10 protein-coding genes are annotated in these 17,071 nt (G+C 38.7%); 7 read left to right on the forward strand and 3 right to left on the reverse strand.

Features of this window, described 5'->3' with window-relative positions; genetic code table 11:
• The 7 genes from A4S05_RS26045 to A4S05_RS26075 all read left to right on the forward strand — a co-directional run.
• Positions 1-766, forward strand: a 766-nt coding sequence (locus A4S05_RS26045; protein ID WP_141699812.1) for a sugar transferase, incomplete at its 5' end; no start/stop codon positions are given.
• 205 nt (positions 767-971) lie between these two features.
• Positions 972-2,405, forward strand: coding sequence for an oligosaccharide flippase family protein (locus tag A4S05_RS26050; protein WP_069072688.1), 1,434 nt, complete (start codon positions 972-974; stop codon positions 2,403-2,405).
• Positions 2,406-2,476: 71 nt separating this feature from the next.
• Positions 2,477-3,574 carry a glycosyltransferase family 4 protein gene (locus A4S05_RS26055; RefSeq protein WP_069072689.1) on the forward strand — a complete coding sequence of 366 codons (1,098 nt, stop codon included), beginning with the start codon at positions 2,477-2,479 and terminating at the stop codon, positions 3,572-3,574.
• A gap of 776 nt (positions 3,575-4,350) precedes the next feature.
• The gene (locus A4S05_RS26060) at positions 4,351-5,586 is read left to right on the forward strand and encodes an O-antigen ligase family protein (RefSeq protein WP_069072690.1); all 1,236 of its coding nucleotides are present in this window, start codon (positions 4,351-4,353) and stop codon (positions 5,584-5,586) included.
• 35 nt (positions 5,587-5,621) lie between these two features.
• Entirely contained in the window at positions 5,622-6,725 is a 1,104-nt protein-coding gene (locus A4S05_RS26065) for a glycosyltransferase family 4 protein (RefSeq protein ID WP_256091174.1), read from the forward strand.
• 169 nt (positions 6,726-6,894) lie between these two features.
• On the forward strand, positions 6,895-8,088 hold the full coding sequence (locus tag A4S05_RS26070; protein ID WP_069072692.1) for a glycosyltransferase family 4 protein: 1,194 nt from the start codon (positions 6,895-6,897) through the stop codon (positions 8,086-8,088).
• 521 nt (positions 8,089-8,609) lie between these two features.
• Positions 8,610-10,856 carry a GumC family protein gene (locus A4S05_RS26075; protein ID WP_069072693.1) on the forward strand — a complete coding sequence of 749 codons (2,247 nt, stop codon included), beginning with the start codon at positions 8,610-8,612 and terminating at the stop codon, positions 10,854-10,856.
• A 151-nt stretch (positions 10,857-11,007) separates the two neighbouring features.
• On the opposite strand, the gene A4S05_RS26080 is transcribed toward A4S05_RS26075, so the two are convergent.
• The 3 genes from A4S05_RS26080 to A4S05_RS26090 all read right to left on the reverse strand — a co-directional run bounded on the left by A4S05_RS26080 (position 11,008) and on the right by A4S05_RS26090 (position 16,939).
• Positions 11,008-12,405, reverse strand: a complete 1,398-nt coding sequence (locus A4S05_RS26080; protein WP_069072694.1) for a right-handed parallel beta-helix repeat-containing protein — start codon at positions 12,403-12,405, stop codon at positions 11,008-11,010.
• Between the two features lie 1,579 nt (positions 12,406-13,984).
• Positions 13,985-15,457: an SLBB domain-containing protein gene (locus A4S05_RS26085; RefSeq protein ID WP_069072695.1), complete on the reverse strand. Its 1,473-nt coding sequence runs from the start codon at positions 15,455-15,457 to the stop codon at positions 13,985-13,987.
• Positions 15,458-15,955: 498 nt separating this feature from the next.
• The gene (locus tag A4S05_RS26090; RefSeq protein WP_069072696.1) at positions 15,956-16,939 is read right to left on the reverse strand and encodes an ABC transporter ATP-binding protein; all 984 of its coding nucleotides are present in this window, start codon (positions 16,937-16,939) and stop codon (positions 15,956-15,958) included.
• Positions 16,940-17,071 lie beyond the last annotated feature (132 nt).

Below are 17,071 nucleotides of genomic sequence, written 5' to 3' on the forward strand. Positions count from 1 at the left end.
TGCTCTAAAAAATAGAATGTTTTTATGCTGGTTATTTCAAGCATCTGGCATCCAAGTACATATTTTACCGATGGAGTTAAAGCCAATTTATAAAAATGTAGAATTTAATAAAATAGGGGGAATGCCTTGTCTTAGCTTGGATTGTCCGATAATTACAGGTAAAGATTTTTGGATAAAGCGTAGTTGTGACTTCTGTTTGGCGACTTTATTTGTAATGTTGTCCTTTCCTATTTATATAGCTATAGCTATAGCTATAAAACTGGATTCTTCCGGCACAGTGTTTTACAGACAAACTCGTATAGGTTTACATGGGCAACAGTTTAAAGTCTGGAAATTCAGAACGATGAGGTCTGATGCGGAAAAATTACAGAAAGAATTAGAAGCTTTAAATGAAACGAAAGATGGAATTATCTTTAAAATTAAAGATGATCCTCGCATTACCCGTGTTGGAAAATTCCTGCGTCGTTACAGCTTAGACGAATTACCCCAACTTTTTAATGTTATCTTCGGAGAAATGAGTATAGTAGGACCTCGCCCTTTACCTACTAGAGATGTAGATAAGTTTTCTGAACATCATTTTATTAGGCATGAAGTTTTACCTGGTATTACAGGTCTTTGGCAAGTCTCAGGTCGCTCCGATATTTTAGATTTTGAACAAGTGATAAATCTTGATCTTAACTACATTGAAAATTGGTCTCTTGGATTAGACTTTGAAATTCTGCTCAAAACAGTTATGGTAGTTTTGAAAAAAGAAGGTGCCTACTAAGGTCATACAAAGAAAATCATAGCAGACAGCAATCATCACTTGTTTATACAAGTATTGAAGTTTTTAGCGCAGTTTCTCACGCATTAAATTTAGATTTTCTAATTTGCTGAGTGATTAACTGCCTGCAAGTCATGATATTTACAGGTATGGGTGATTCATAATTAAGAAAATATGCTAACAAAATAGGCTGATTAATAATTTTAGAATGGTAGAAAAGTATAAATTCATAAGTAATTCCCTATCAATGATAGTTAATCGGTTAGCGCAAAGCATTACAGCCTTTGTATTAACTGCTGCTATTGCTCGTACTCTAGGAGCTGAGGCTTTAGGTCAGTATTTACTAGCGTATAGCTACTACTTTATCTTTGTGGGTATTGCTTCACAAGGTCTCAAGACATTATTTACCAGAGAATTAGCCCGTGAGCCACAAAAAACGCCAGTTTATTTAATGAGTGGTACCTGGCTGCAATTAATATTTAGTTTCTTCAGTTATGGGGCATTGGTGATTGTAGTCTTCTTACTTCCCTACAGTCCCACAACCTCGACTATTTGCTACATCATGGGCTTAACGATTATTCCCTTTGCACTTTCCAACATAACTGAGGCAATTTTTCAAGCTCAAGAAAAGATGCATTTGATTGCCATCGCTACAGTTCCAGTATATGTCTTACGCCTAATAATAATGATTTGGGCGATGCAACTGAAATACGGAATTGAATATCTGGGAGCGATCCTATTTTTTTCAGAAACACTAATTCTTGTAATTCAATGGATTTTTGTAACAAAATTAGTAAAGATAAAATGGCAGATTGATGGTGATTTTGTATTTAATACAATTAAAAGCGCTCGGACATTTTTTGCTATTGAAGCAATAGCTGTAGTCTCTGGTAGAATTCAAATTTTAATTCTTTCATTATTAGGAAATGAGTTTTTAGTAGGTCTATTTGGTGGAATATTACAATTGCTACAGCCATTTTTGATTATTGCTAACAGTATAATTTCAGCAATGTTTCCCAGACTTTCAAAGGCGGTAGATCAAGGACGTGAGAAGCAGAAGCAGATCACTGAAAATATGATTGAAGTCCTACTAATTATGTCATTACCCTTATTTATAGGGATGTTGTTTTTTGGCAAAGATATACTAATTTTTATATATGATGCTAGCTTTGCTCAGGCAAATGTAGCCCTTCGTTTAAGTGCTGCATCACTGCTATTATTGCCCTTCATACGGTCGCTTTCGTATCTACTTGTAGCCAATGGTTTCGAGATAGTGAATCTACGTGAAGTGGTTATCACTACTACATTAGGAAGCTTAGGAGGTGTAGCATTAGTTTCCCAATATCAGTTGCTAGGTGCAGCTATTATGGCATTATTAATGACTATTCTTGGTTTTGTCCAGTATGTTTTCTTCACCTATACTCGCCTATTTTCATTAAATTTATGGCGAATTCTGCACCGGCCATTACTAGTAAGCATTTTGATGTTACCTGTATTCGTATTACTGCAAAAAATTAGCTTAGACTTTATATTCACTTTAATTATTGCAACTTGTGCCTATGGATTAATTGTGACTTATCTAGGTATTCGTGCCTTTGGAGGTTTCCGTTTTTTGTGGGATAAGCTTTTAAAAACCCAGTAGAAACTATTGCTAGTAATACATCTAATATTTGTTGGTTGAATAAATAATTTAAATTAAAATATAAGTTAATTATGATTAAGGTTGCTCTCTTACATTTTTGCTTTGAAGACTACACCATCGAATTAGCAAACAGTCTGGTTAAATATGTTGATTTAACGCTAATTCAGCCGGAAAAAGTTTCAAATGTCTGTAGCAATGTTCTTGACTCCAGAATCCGCGTCATTAGCTTTAAAAAACCACGGATTCGCGACCCACGCAACTTATTGTCTATGAGCGCTATGATGCGTATCATCAAAGATATACAGCCAGATGTTTTACATGTACAGGAAACTAACGATCCTTGGTACGATTGGACTTTGTTACTCAACAAAATGCCGCCATTGGTGACAACTATCCACGATGTATTTCGTCACCCAGGGGATAATATGAGTGTGTTTGGTTCTGAGTATACCAGACGTATTAGTTTCTACCGTTCACAACAGTTGATTGTCCATACTCATCAACTAAAAAACATTCTCATTGAACAATTTCGTATACCTCAAGAGAAAGTCAATGTTTTACCTCATGGGGAACTTGGTAGTTTGTATCAGCGTCGAGGTAATAAAAATATTCAAGTCCGTGAGCCATATACTTTGCTATTTTTTGGACGTATCTTACCCTATAAGGGATTAAAATATTTGCTTGATGCTATGCCCTTAATTGCTGAATCTATACCTGAAGTCAAGCTGATTATTGCTGGAAGGGGAGGAAACATTAGCCAGTATTTCCCTAATGGTTATGATGAAAAACGCTACGAGATTATTAATGAGTTTATCCCCCTTGAAGAAGTAGGTAATCTATTTCAACGTAGCACAGTAACAGTTTTGCCATATATCGAAGCCTCTCAAAGTGGTGTGGCAGCCTTGTCTTATGGAATGGGAACGCTGGTCGTAGCTACTGATGTGGGGGGATTGAGTGAGATAGTTCAGCACAAAAAAGATGGTTTGTTAGTTCCACCCCGTGATGTTCCAACTCTAGCGGATGCTATTATTTGTTTGTTACGCGATCGCAGCTTGCAACAAAGTATGCAAACTGCCGCACTAGCTCGTTGTCAGCAAGATTTAAATTGGTCAAATATTGCCGCTCAAACAGCCGAAATCTATCATAGAGAAATGAATATGCAAAAATAAATATTAGTTAATATACAGCGATCCTAAATAAATAGCTTGCGAACAAAAGGACGAAGTATTCGATTATATCGAGCAATAATATGGAGCTAATTTTGATTCAAAAACTAAGCTATTACAGCATAAGTTAAAATAATACGTTTTAAGTACGCAAGTATTTTGTTAGTAAGTTAACTTAATACGTTTTAAATACGTAAGTATGATGCTTAAATTAACTAAAATCTACCTTTACCTAGCAAATAGTCGAAAATCACCTGTATTCGTCTTACTCTTTAGGCTCCTGAACAAGATCCTCTAGAATATCTCTAGTTACAAGGCAAAAATTTTGTCCGCCAATTTTATATTTTATGCAAGTCATTTTATGCAGTGTTAAGTTCTTGTTTAAATTCGTTGTTAACCACCCAGTTTTTTCCTTCGATTCTTTATCGAACAGAATTCAGCAATGTTTTCTGTATGACTGGCAGTGCTTCGCAGCATTAGCGACGCAGGAGCGTCTGAATAATCGGCGTTTTTGCACCCCCACTAAATTGAAAATTTGGTGGTGCAACAATTCAATCGGGGATTCAGACCCGCGACTGATAGCGTACTCTGTAAGAGTTGCAATCTACGCTTTTAGCGTCTCGTAGAGAAGCGTTAGCGAGTCTTGTCTACGACACGCTACGCGAACGAGCGTCTTTATTCTGACTCCTGTTAGCGGATAGCTAAGGTTTAGCCCATTCTGACTTCTGAATTCTTCTTCAAATACAGATAAGTGTTCACGATCTATTTAAAATTACTGTATGAGAAAACTACTAATTTTTGCGGAGCAGGGGTTCACAATTGTATCTTTGCTCCTGTATTCAGGGGCAATCTTAAACGTCATTCTGTCAGGAGGAGCAGGACAGAATAATTTGGTAGAATATGATAGCTCCTTAATTCGGGTTATTTTTTTCTTAATATACTTAGTTACCTTCTTACTAATAGTCCTGCGTTGGAAAAAAACTCTTTACTTCTTTATCTTAAGTAACGACATTTGGCTTTTTTCTTTAATCATATTAACAGTTATTTCTGTCACTTGGTCTTTCGAGCCATCAACAACATTAAAAGATGGTTTTACACTAGTTAATTCCAGTTTATTTGGTGTATATTTTGCCTCCAGATACACCTTAAAAGAGCAATTACATCTACTTGCTTGGAACTTTGGAATTATTATAGTATTGAGCTTCGTTTTTGCTATCGCCTTGCCTAAATACGGCATACAGACCGATCTTGGTAGCCCAATGTGGCGTGGAGTATTCGTGCACAAAAACGGTCTGGGAAGCAAGATGGTAGTTAGTGGTATAGTTTTTTTTATCCTTGCTTATCAAACCAAAAGACGCAGTTGGTTTTTCTGGGGGGGATTTATCTTATCAATACTGCTCTTACTACTTTCCGCTTCCACTTCATCTCTACTTAATATATTAATTTTAATATTGGCATTTTTTGCTTTTCAAATTTGGCGTTGGCCATACCAGGTTATGATACCAACACTAATAATGGTGGCAACTATCATCCAAACTTTCTATTTTTGGTTTTCCAATAACTCTGATGTCCTGTTCACTTCAGTTGGTAAAGATTCGACACTGACGGGTCGAACAGACATTTGGCCATTAGTGATAGATAGGATTTGGAGACATCCTTGGCTTGGTTATGGTTATGGCGGATTCTGGCAAGGATGGAATGGCGAATCTGCTTATATTTGGCGCATAGTCGGATGGGTACCAACCCACCCCCACAATGGTTATCTATCTATTTGCCTGGATTTGGGTTTTTTAGGGTTAGGGCTATTTTTGTTAGGATTTTGGCGCAGTTATCTGCAAGGATTCGCTCGGCTGCGTGGTAGTAAAACAGCATTAGATATTTGGCCACTTATACATATGACATATATAGCCTTAGCTAGCCTTACTGAATCTGCCTTGCTGCAATCCAATAGTTTGAATTGGATACTCTATGTGGCTGTATCTTTCTCGGTGAGAAAAAATATTAAACAAAATTAAAATCATGAAACAAAAAAAACAAAGATAGTCCAATTATGGAAAAAGTGCAGCATATGTGTCCAACTAAAACTATCAAGATTCTCCTGTTAGGTCCTAGCTTACTCCAGCAAGGAGGCATTTCCAATTACGAAAAACTTTTTTTGGAATATGCTCCTTATGAAGTTAATATTCGTCATGTTGTTACTCACCAAGACGGATCTACAGCGTTCAAAATAATAATATTTTTGAGCGCTATATATAATTTTTTTTGGGTGTTAATTAGGGAAGAAGTCGATATTGTTCAACTGGAAATTTCCCAGCGGGGTAGTGTCTTACGACAAGCGATTATGGCACTTTTAGCTTGGGTATTTCACAAGCCGATAATTCTACATGCTCACGGTAGTCAATTTCATATTTTCTACGGTGAACTTGCAAAATGGATACAGCAATTACTAAGTTGGGTATTTTGCAAGTGTCAACGCTTAGTTGTCTTATCAGAAAGTTGGAAAACTTTTTACATAGAAAACCTTGGAATGAGACCCGAACAAGTTGTAGTTTTTTATAATCCAGTAAAAATTCCTGCTGAAGTTCCACTCCGTTCAGTCTCTAAGAAAGTAAACTTACTTTTTTTAGGACGAATTGGCCAACGAAAAGGAGCATTTGATTTGATCAAAGCCTTTTCTCTTTTACCTACTGAGCATAAAAATAAATCAAGTATGATCATGGCAGGAGATGGAGACATAGAACAAGCACAAAACTTAGTTACGACTTTAAATCTAGAAAATTATATAAAATTGCCTGGCTGGATAGGACCAGACGAACGTGATATTCTTTTGACTGAAGCAGATGTTTTTGTGTTGCCTTCTTATAATGAAGGTCTTCCATTAGCAATGCTAGAAGCAATGGCTTGGGAGTTACCAGTCATAGTTACACCAGTAGGAGGTATACCTGAGATAGTTACTCAATCTGACAATGGATTAATAGTTGATCCAGGTAATGTTGAGCAGTTATCTGATGCTGTTAAGTCTTTAATTGAAAATGAGGCTTTGAGGCTTTCTCTAGGATCTAAGGCCAGAACAAGTGTTTTTGGTCTCGATATCAAAAATCACTGGGTTTCCTTCCTTAACTTATATCGTTCAGTATTAAATTCAGATAGTTAATAATGTGAGTGTAAATATTCAGCAACTGCAAGACTGAAAGCCATGAATATGCAGATATGCAGTTTATTCAGCCCAGTTTTGTCAGGTATGACTAAAAGTTATTCAAAAAGGCAGATTTTATAATTTACAAGTCAGTGTTTTGTTAAACTCATTAAGAATTGAGACTATTATGGCATCACCTACAAAAGTACTAATTATCGTTGAAAATCTGCCAGTTCCCTTTGATCGGCGGGTATGGATGGAAGCAATTACTTTGCAAAAAGCTGGGTATGAAGTTGCTATAATTTCACCGACAGGTAATGGTTTTGACAAAGACTATGAAGTAATTGAGCAGATTCACATTTACCGTCATCCTCTACCACCGGAAGAAAGTTCAGTCATTGGCTATCTTCGAGAGTACAGTTGGGCGATTAACTGGCAATTCCGTTTAGCTAAAAGGGTATGGCGAGAGCGTGGTTTTGATGTCATACATATTTGTAATCCACCGGATTTACTTTTCTTAGTAGCAGGATGGTTTAAATTATTTCATGGTATACGGGTTATTTTTGATCATCATGATCTCAGTCCGGAGATGTATGAAGCTAAGTATCAACGGCGTGATATCTTTTATCATGGATTACGCTGGGCTGAACGCTTGACCTATGCCACAGCAGATATTGTAATCTCAACGAACGAGTCACATCGAGAGGTTGCTCTGAATCGCGGGCACAAGAAATCAGAGAAGGTCTTTGTAGTTCGTAGTGCACCTGACCTTTCACGCTTTCGCCGAATGCCTCCAAACCCTAATTACCGTAGAGGTAAAAACTACTTAATAGGGTACATGGGTGTCATGGGCGAACCAGAGGGAATTGATTATCTCCTGAGAATGGTGTATTACATTGTTAAGAAAAAAAATCGCTCCGATATTCACTTTATGCTAATCGGTAGTGGACCTGCAATTGAAAAACTTAAGGCTTTATCTAAAGAGTTAGAAGTGACTGATTTCGTAGAATTTACAGGGTTTAAGCAAGGGGAAGAACTTTTAGAACGGCTCTCCAGTTGCGACGTGTGTGTAGAGCCTTCTCCAACATCTACTTATAACGAAAACTGCACCATGAATAAAATCCTCGAATATATGGCGATGGGAAAAGCAATTGTCCAGTTTGATTTGCGAGAGGGAAGACGTTCTGCACAGGAAGCATCTCTCTATGCCAAGCCTAATGATGAGGTGGAATTTGCTGAGAAAATTCTGGAACTTCTGGATTCTCCTGAATGTAGAGAAAAGATAGGAGCAGAGGGACGACGCAGAATGGAGGAGATTCTTGAGTGGAAATATCAAGCTCCTAAACTGTTAGAGGCTTATGATAAAATTTTGCAAAGTTAGTAGCTACTTTAAATTTCAGAATCACTGTTAAGTGGGGCTGAGTAATGAGTGGATGTTTATGGTCAAAAATCACAACCTGACTAGACTGCCCGTTTTTTACTTGGGCTTAGGAATTTTTGGTTAACATGTTTATTTGATAAGGGGTAGAGCAATATAATATTCGAGGAAACAATTTAAGCTTTTGATAATCAAGAAATAAATTTTCATAATAATGGCTAATGACTGGCAAAGGTTTTTAATTGAACATCCTGCTGCTAAAGGGTTTATTTTTGCTAATGCAGTATAGTTAGGACACCGTTAACTCACCTCAAATCCCAAATTTACTAACGCTTTTGCTTAATAATGGGGTATGGAACACTGTTGCATATTTGTACCCAAATTGAAACTAAATTTTTAACTTAAATAGTCTATACTATTGTCATATTGTAAAATAATATCAGTATTGTCAATTGCAACTGCTTATGTGATTGCTCTAAGTCAATTTTTAGTTTCTTGTTTAAGACCTGTACTTTGGAAGATTTATGTCAGAAAAATCTATGGAATCTAGAGAATCTATTGATTTAGACCTTAATCGTTACTTGTTGATATTGAAGCGTTGGTGGTTACCGGCTGTCAGCATATTTGTGGCTACAGTGATTCTGAGTGCTGTATCTACAAGGTTTATGAAGCCAGATTATGAAGCAGAAGGAAAACTGTTATTCAGACTTCCCTCTTTTAAGGTAGCAGGAACTAATCTTTCGCCTGGTTCCTCTGAAGGAGGAGACTCAGGAGATTTGAAACCATTGGTAGCAACTCAAAATCCTATAAGCAGTCAGATAGAAGTTATTACTTCCCCCAAGTTATTGCAGCGGACAATAGATAAATTACAACTCAAAGACAACGAAGGTATACCTCTAGAGGTACAAGCTCTAAAAAAAGCCCTGAATCTAAAAATTATTGGTGGGACAGATGTATTGCTAATTAGCTATAGCAGTTCTGACCCCGAAGAAGCAGCGGCAGTGGTCAACACAATAATGAATTTTTATTTAGAAAATGATATTCTGACAAATCGCTCTGAGGCAGCAGCAGCTCGTCAATTTATGGCCAAGCAGCTTCCTAAAACCCAAGCTGCTGTTAATAATGCAGAAGTAGCGCTACGTATATTTAAGCAGAAGCATCAGATTGCAGATTTATCAGAGGAGACAAGGTCAGCCGTTGCGACTATTGGAAATCTAGATAATGAGATGAATAGTGTTAAAGCTCAATTAAATGAGGTAAATGCCCAAACCAATCAACTCCGTCAGAAAGTAGAGCTAAATTCTCAGGAAGCGATCGCAGTGAGTGCCCTCAGCCAGTCACCGGCAGTACAGGGAGTCCTTACACAACTTCAAGAAACCGATCGGCAGCTAGCGGTTGAGCGTAGCCGTTTTCTAGATGACAACCCCGTAATTATTAACTTAGAAGCAAGAAAAGCTAGTTTAAATTCTCTCTTGCAACAGCAAATTGGTCAGACTATTGGCAATCAAGCACCAGTTCCTCAGAGCCTGTTGCAGATTGGGGAACTTAGACAAAACCTGATACAAAATTTTCTCCAGTCAGAAATACAGCGCTTTGGGTTAACTCAAAGACTCTCTTCTCTATATAATTCTCGTTCTACCTACGAACAGCGGGTGAAACTCATACCCCAGTTGGCACAAAATCAGCGGGAATTAGAACGGAAAGTTGAAGTTGCAGAATCGACCTATCAAACTCTATTGAAAAAGGTTCAAGAATTACAGTTAGTTGAGAATACAAATACAGCTAGTTCCCGGATTATTGCTCAGGCTTTAGTGCCAAAAGATCCAGTAGCAGGCAAAAAAATAATTGTTTTGGTGCTGGGAGTGATGTTCGGTTTATTTTTTGCCACAACAACTATCCTCTTACTGGCTATGAGAGATAGATCTCTAAAAACACTTAAAGAAGTTAGAGATATATTTGGATATACTTTGCTGGGCATTGTTCCTTTGTCTGTTAAGAAGCTTCGCTCCCGTTATTCAGATACAGAATCAACAGTTCAAACAATCGCCGTCAGGGATACACCTCACTCTTTAACCAGCGAAATGTACCGGATGATTCAAGCCAATCTGAAATTCCTGAGTTCAGATAAAGTGCTCAAAACTATCGTGGTAACTAGCGCAGTTCCGAAAGAAGGCAAGTCTACAGTTTCAGCTAATTTGGCGGCAGCGATCGCTCAACTAGGACGTAAAGTTTTACTAATTGATGCAGATATGCGAGTTCCTTCTCAGCATCATCTATGGCAACTAACCAATGCAGTTGGTTTGAGTGAGGTTCTTGTAGGTCAGGCTGAATTTGACATTGCCGTATCCAAGGTAATGGATAGCCTTGATGTTTTAACTGCTGGAGTTAGACCTCCTAACCCACTTGCCTTGCTTGACTCAAAGCGGATGGCATCACTAATTGAGAATTTCTCATCTCAAGATAACTATGATTTTGTCATTATTGATGCTCCTCCCCTCCTTTTAGCAGCCGATGCCTTGACTTTAAGCCAAATGACTGATGGGATTTTGTTAGTCGCTCGACCTGGGGTAATTGATTCTAACAGTGCAGCTGCTGCTCAAGAAATGTTAGAGAGATCCAGTCACAACGTTTTAGGTTTAGTTGTGAATGGTCTCATTGATAAAAACGAATCTAGTAGTTATTTCAACCATGCGAAAGAATACTTTACTTATCAAGATTTGACAAAAGCGGTTAAGCGACAAAAACGTATTCCAGACAAAAGCTCTGTATAAATTAGGATTTTGTCTCACAAGTCAATTGGAACACCATAATGTTTAATTATCCATAAAATAAGAAGCCTGCGAAAGCAGGCTTCTTATTTTGTGTAACCGTAGACTTCAGTCTGAAAGAACTATGGACAGATAGCAGGACATGTTATTACGGTTACCTAATTTCGTATGCCCCAATATCATATGCACCACCAGCAGGACGAGGGTTATCGGCATGATCAGTTTTCAAATCCTTCCAATTGTAACCCCTGTTGATCGCCGGACTCGTTCCTTTGAGTCTAAAGTCACCATTTGGGGCATTTTGAAACTGTGGATCTGCAATAATATCGTTAGCTCCCCTCGCCTTCGCATCGATCACTGAACCGTTGGGGTAAAGATTGTAGTTATAAGTGACGTTTTTATTCATGTAGCTGCTGTTCACATTTTTGCCAGCAACACCATAAACAATGTTATTGTAAATCCTGGCATCATTTGAATAACCAGCATAGACTTGCCCTTTTTTTGACAGTTCTGGACTTTGCTGATTCAAATATGCTGTGTTGTTGACAATATCGATATGCTCACTTTCATGGGCATGAATACCTGAACCGCCATTCCTGTAGCTAATATTGTTTGCAATTAAAGTCCGTCCTCTATATGCACCATTTGGACCCTGTTTTGAAAGATCGATAATAATGCCATTACCGTCTGTGATAATTCCACGTTGAGCCCAGGGAACGTAATTGCGATTGTTGTAGACCCTGTTATTAGTCACGAACATCTTGTATCCCTGGTTGTTGTCAGTATTCCGACTCTTCAAGAACGAAATACCGCTGGTACCATACATACTGTACCAGGCGTTATTGAACACTGTGTTATTATCAATCTTCACATAATCAGCGGAGATTACTGAGATACCTCCTCCTCCACAGTTATTCACTTTGTTGTTTAGAATATTTATGTGACGAACAGAACTATTGCGTCCGTCAATACTTATGCAGGTTCCGTTTGTAAGCGGATTTGATCCATTAGTCTTCTGACTTAATGCATAAGAAAGGGTTATGTTTGCATTGTTCCCTATGACCTCTAGCCCGTCGATCTCAATATATGAAACTCCATTTGACAATAGGATACCATTCCATGTATTGTGCCGAATTTTTGGGAAATGTCCAGGATATGCTTGATACTTAATCCATGCATTTGCTCTTCCAGAACGTCTTATATTTACGACACTCCCATTTCCCCCTGTATTTTTGTATTCTCCATTCATAATCAATACTCTGTCGCCAGGGTTGGTAAGATTTGCCGCCCTCTGAATTGTCCTAAAGGCAGATGAGGTAGTGCGTCCGCTATTTTTGTCATTTCCGCTAACACTAACATAGTATGTTGTCGCAGTTGAAGTCTGGCTGATCAACTTACGACTAGGTAGTGGCATTGCTTGATCAGTGGGAGACTGACGAACATCTTTAACTAAAGACTCTGTTATTTTCTCTCCTGGAACCAAACCTGTTAATGCCCAGGGAAGCACAAGAGATGCGCTCAAACTTAAAAAACCGAAACCATGAATCATCATAGGGAAAAAATAGGGTATGTTGCAAAATACTCAATCGTCAACGGTCAGTAACTCTAGCCTTAGTTAAGTAATGTTCAGTAACTCAGTATTGGATACGGTCGTATAACTGCCATTTGTAAGTTTATACACGCTTTTTTAGGTTTGCACCTGCGAATTTTCGCGTAAATATGGCTGAACTGCCTTTTCAGCTTGTGTTTCCAAAAATGGCAGCTATTTGGTAAAAATACTGAATAAAATTTATCAGTATCCACAGCTACTCCATTAATGGACACTAAGCAACCGTACAAATGGCGTCATTTCCAATTCGACATCATTCTACTGTGTATACGCGGTATCTTTGGTTAAGATAGTATATCTGTCATCAATAAGTTAATTTACTTAAATATTTCTTATGATAATAAGAATCATTGAATAGATAAAACAACGAATATAGTAGCTTTTAGCGCCTCTATTTTCTAAACCATTCTCATTATCATAAGAAATCTAAGTACCTACAACAAAGTTTTCAAAAGCCTGTCAATGCATATTAAGAATTGTTAATGTCTAAAGCATTTGTCAATGAGCAATACTACTTAAAATAATTCGTAATTCGTAATCACGCTCAAGGTCTCGCTAATGTAATTCGCAATCAAGTTTTGCAATATAGATTTAGACCCAACCCTTTCAATGCGAACTAATAAACTACTTTAAAGGCTGAAACCCTTACACTGTGTAGGATATCAAGTTATGACTTGAGGCTATCGATGTTATTCAAGGCGATCGCAATATCAAAGACAATCAAAATATGGTGTCTTTGATTCGTGCATTTTGTGCCAGAAAATCTCGTAAGGACTATATAGCAAGGATTAATGGAGAGTCCAAAAATATAGTACAAATGAACGCATTGAAAGGGCTGGGATTTAGACCCCGCCAGAAAACTTGCTGTTTGTTAGTTGCAGGGAACTTAAACCCCCACAATTTATTAAATCATTTAAGAAGAATTCAGAAGTCAGAATGGGCTAAACCTTAGCTATCTGCTAACAGGAGTCAGAATAAAGACGCTCGTTCGCGTAGCGTGTCGTAGACAAGACTCGCTTTCCGCAACGCTTACAGTCGGGGATTCAGACCGGTGCAGGAATTGTTGTACCACCAAATTTTCTTGTTTTGTAGGGGTGCAAAAACGCCGATTATTCAGACGCTCCTGCGTCGCTCTAAGCGAAGCCATGCCTCTGAAAGAGAAGGCTTTACGCTGCGAAGCACCGCCAGTCATACAGAATACCCAACTGAATTCTGACGACTGACGCCTTGATTCTGTTCGATAAAATTTTTATAAAAATAGCTGATAGAAAACACTATTTTGGAGGAAGTGATGGCTTCTCTGCGAGATGCTACGCTACCTTTCAGACACATCTGTTCTGGATGGACTTAAGAGCGATCGCTTGTGGTCATGATTGAAAACCCAACTTAGACGCCTGAAACCCTTATTATTGAGTCAAATTTCAAAACTTTTCGTGACTATTGAGCTTTGATTCAAGGTATAGTGCAATTGTGGAGACGAGGAGAATTGACCAACGCCCCCAATTTGCATCTATATATTAAACTAGATTCCGAACAACCTCAGAATATTAAAAATAACACCTAGAGGGCCAGCTATGGTGTTTGTAGTATCCCCAGTCTTAGCTAAACCAGATCGGTTGACTACTACAACATCATTATTACGGAGTATGGGATTAGTTTGCTCATTAATCCCAGCGGAGAAATCCACTTTTACTATACGTTTAGTCACAGAACCATTAGGGTTGAGGCGAATCAAATCAACAGCATCGCTACTAGCTCTGGCATCATTAAATCCGCCAGCAGCGAGTATAGCTTGATTTAAAGAGCTATTCGGCTGAACGTCTGTTAATCCTGGTCTTTTAACTTCGCCTACCACACCAACTTGAATGCGTGCAGGAGACAAAGTAGTGGTAGCTAATTGAGTAGCTTCTGCGGGGTTAATTTCAGTTGCCGTCGGAATAACAATCGTATCTCCGTCTTGTACGATGATGTCTTGATTGGTGTCACCACTCTGCAAGAGTTGCCAAAGGTTGATATCTATGGCTTGTTCTGAGCCACTTCTTGTCGGTCGGCGTAACCTGAGATTACGAACATCAGCTTGTGCTGTAATTCCCCCTGCTAGTTGAATTACCCGTGTTACATTTGGTAGACCATTGGGATTGGTAGTACCACTGTTAGGGGTTGCACCCGCCTGAGCAGCATCAGTGCTGGCTGGGGTGACAAGATACGAACCGGGACGGTTAACTTCACCGATAATTGTTACCGTCCGGGGTGTGGTTTGGCTGGCGGCAAAGTTAGCTGCAAATATATTGCGAGATTCTGCCACGTTGAAGTTGGTTGCTGTTGGTACAACTATAGTGTCTCCATCCCGCAAGGTAATATCCTGTGATAACCTGCCTGTTTGGATGAGTTCCTTCAAATTGACGGTGACTGTTTGCTCTGAAGAACGTCCTACTTTACGCCGTAATTGAACTTGAGTCACATCCGCAGCAAGAGTTACACCCTGCGCTGTTGTCAATGCGGCTAATACAGTGGGGAATTGTACACCTGGATTGTCTCCCGCGCCTCCGCTCAAGCTCAGAGTATAAGCTCCTGGACGTGTCACCTCTCCGGCAACGAAAATATTGATGGGACGAGACGATAATAAATTGACTGAGATCAAGGGACGTTTGAGGAAGCGAGCATATCTTCTCGCAATTTCGTCAGCAGCCTGTTCAGTTGTTAGGCCGAGGACTGACACACTACCAATTAAAGGTAGGTTGATTGCTCCACCTGGGGGAATTTGATATTCGCCTGTATATTCAGGTACTTCAAAGACATTTACACGGATGCGATCGCCGCCTCCTAATGAATAATTAGTATCTATTTGTGTTTCTGTGGTTGATGGTTGTGTAGCTGGTGGGAATGGTTGTCCCTGAGCTAGACTGGCAGATGACACAGCGGCATTGACAGCAGTTAATAAAGCCACACCCACAACTGGCTGAGTTAGAAATTTAGACAAACTTTTGTTAAGCATATTTACCTGAGACTCTGAAACTACGATCAATAAAGTACTGTCTAAACATTTTTATTTTGACTATACCTAAGTATTCAAGTTCCCCGACACTCTTATTTTCCTAGAAAAGTGTGATTTTCCGGAGGGAATTTGTTTATTGAATTTAAATTTTTAGTGAAGTTAGCTTAAAGTTAATGCTGCTTGAATATGGCAATTATCAAAAAATATAGGATTTACGCAATTAAACACAGTTTATACAATAAATTTTATCTTAGTCAATCAAGTACTTACGAATAAAGTTTTCTTGTCAAAGTTAATTTGGTGACATTTCAAATCTGCGATGAGTAGTAAGGGACTACCAAAATTATGAACAAGTTCATTAAATAAATACAAATAAACTTAAAAAGAGGTCAGAATTTTATTTTTTCTGAGTTGGGTTAAGCAAAGATAATTCCAAAAGGCAGAAATTTTGAGTTTTGTTCTTCAAGTCAACCGGCAATTTGCTATTTGGTAACAAAACTAATTCAATGAGTTATCTTTTCTTTGGATTTGTTGAATAAAAAACTCTTCTAGGGAGTGACGGGACAAGTTCATGGTAATAATTTTACCCTCCATTAGACGAAGACTGGAAAGAAAATCATAGTAATCATCTTGTAGTGTACCGTGCCAGGAACCATCAGGCTCAAATATAAGAGTGGGTATCCATTTTTTGAGAATTTCCCCATCACCACCTTGACCTTTGACGTGATATGTGTTTTTTCCACCTAAAAGTTCATTGAGGGAACCAGAGCAAATTAGTTCACCTTGAGCGAGGATGGCAATGCGATCGCAAATCTGTTCTACTTCACTAAGAACGTGGCTATTAAAAAAAATCGTCTTACCAGCGGCTTTGAGTGCCAGAATAATTTCTCGCATCTGGTAGCGTCCTACCGGATCAAGACCAGACATCGGTTCATCCAGAAAAACTAAATCTGGCTCGTTAATTAGCGCCTGTGCCATGCCAACACGCTGTAGCATTCCTTTAGAATAGCGACGCAGCAGCTTTTTACGGGCATCGGCTTGGGATAAACCCACTAATTCCAGCAGTTGGGGAATACGTTGGCGTTGGACACTTTGGGGAATTTGAAATAGCCCAGCCGCTAGCTGCAAAAATTCCCAGCCAGTGAGATAGTCATATAAATAGGGATTTTCCGGCAGATAGCCGATATGTTGCTTAACACTGCGATCGCCTATTGGTTTACCCAACAACGATCCCCGTCCAGAGGTGGGATGAATAATTCCCAGCAACAATTTCAAAAGTGTGGTTTTACCAGCACCGTTTGGCCCCAGCAACCCAAAGGTTTCCCCTTTGTAAACCGTTAAAGAACAGTTTTTGAGAGATACGACTTTTTGATTTAGCCAAAAACCAGTGCGGTAGACTTTTCGCAACTCAGAAGTTAGGACTACTGGCGGAATGTCTGTCGTATTAAGTTGAGAATTAGGGTCATCTGCAACAGACTTCATCTCGGTTAAATCACTATTTATCAGCTTGGGATTAATTACAAATTACCCGGTAGGCTGATAATAACCATCAACAACTGGTGTGTCAATTATTGGGGAGTGGGGGAGCAGGGGAGCTTTCAAGGGTAGGGGTTT

The organism is Nostoc sp. KVJ20 (assembly GCF_001712795.1).
In the GTDB taxonomy this organism is placed as follows: Bacteria; Cyanobacteriota; Cyanobacteriia; order Cyanobacteriales; family Nostocaceae; genus Nostoc.

Coding starts and splice junctions, on each gene's coding strand:
- A4S05_RS26050 (WP_069072688.1), top strand. CDS start 972: ATGGTAGAAAAGTATAAATTCATAAGTAATTCCCTATCAATGATAGTT.
- A4S05_RS26055 (WP_069072689.1), top strand. CDS start 2,477: ATGATTAAGGTTGCTCTCTTACATTTTTGCTTTGAAGACTACACCATC.
- A4S05_RS26060 (WP_069072690.1), top strand. CDS start 4,351: ATGAGAAAACTACTAATTTTTGCGGAGCAGGGGTTCACAATTGTATCT.
- A4S05_RS26065 (WP_256091174.1), top strand. CDS start 5,622: ATGGAAAAAGTGCAGCATATGTGTCCAACTAAAACTATCAAGATTCTC.
- A4S05_RS26070 (WP_069072692.1), top strand. CDS start 6,895: ATGGCATCACCTACAAAAGTACTAATTATCGTTGAAAATCTGCCAGTT.
- A4S05_RS26075 (WP_069072693.1), top strand. CDS start 8,610: ATGTCAGAAAAATCTATGGAATCTAGAGAATCTATTGATTTAGACCTT.
- A4S05_RS26080 (WP_069072694.1), bottom strand. CDS start 12,405: ATGATGATTCATGGTTTCGGTTTTTTAAGTTTGAGCGCATCTCTTGTG.
- A4S05_RS26085 (WP_069072695.1), bottom strand. CDS start 15,457: ATGCTTAACAAAAGTTTGTCTAAATTTCTAACTCAGCCAGTTGTGGGT.
- A4S05_RS26090 (WP_069072696.1), bottom strand. CDS start 16,939: ATGAAGTCTGTTGCAGATGACCCTAATTCTCAACTTAATACGACAGAC.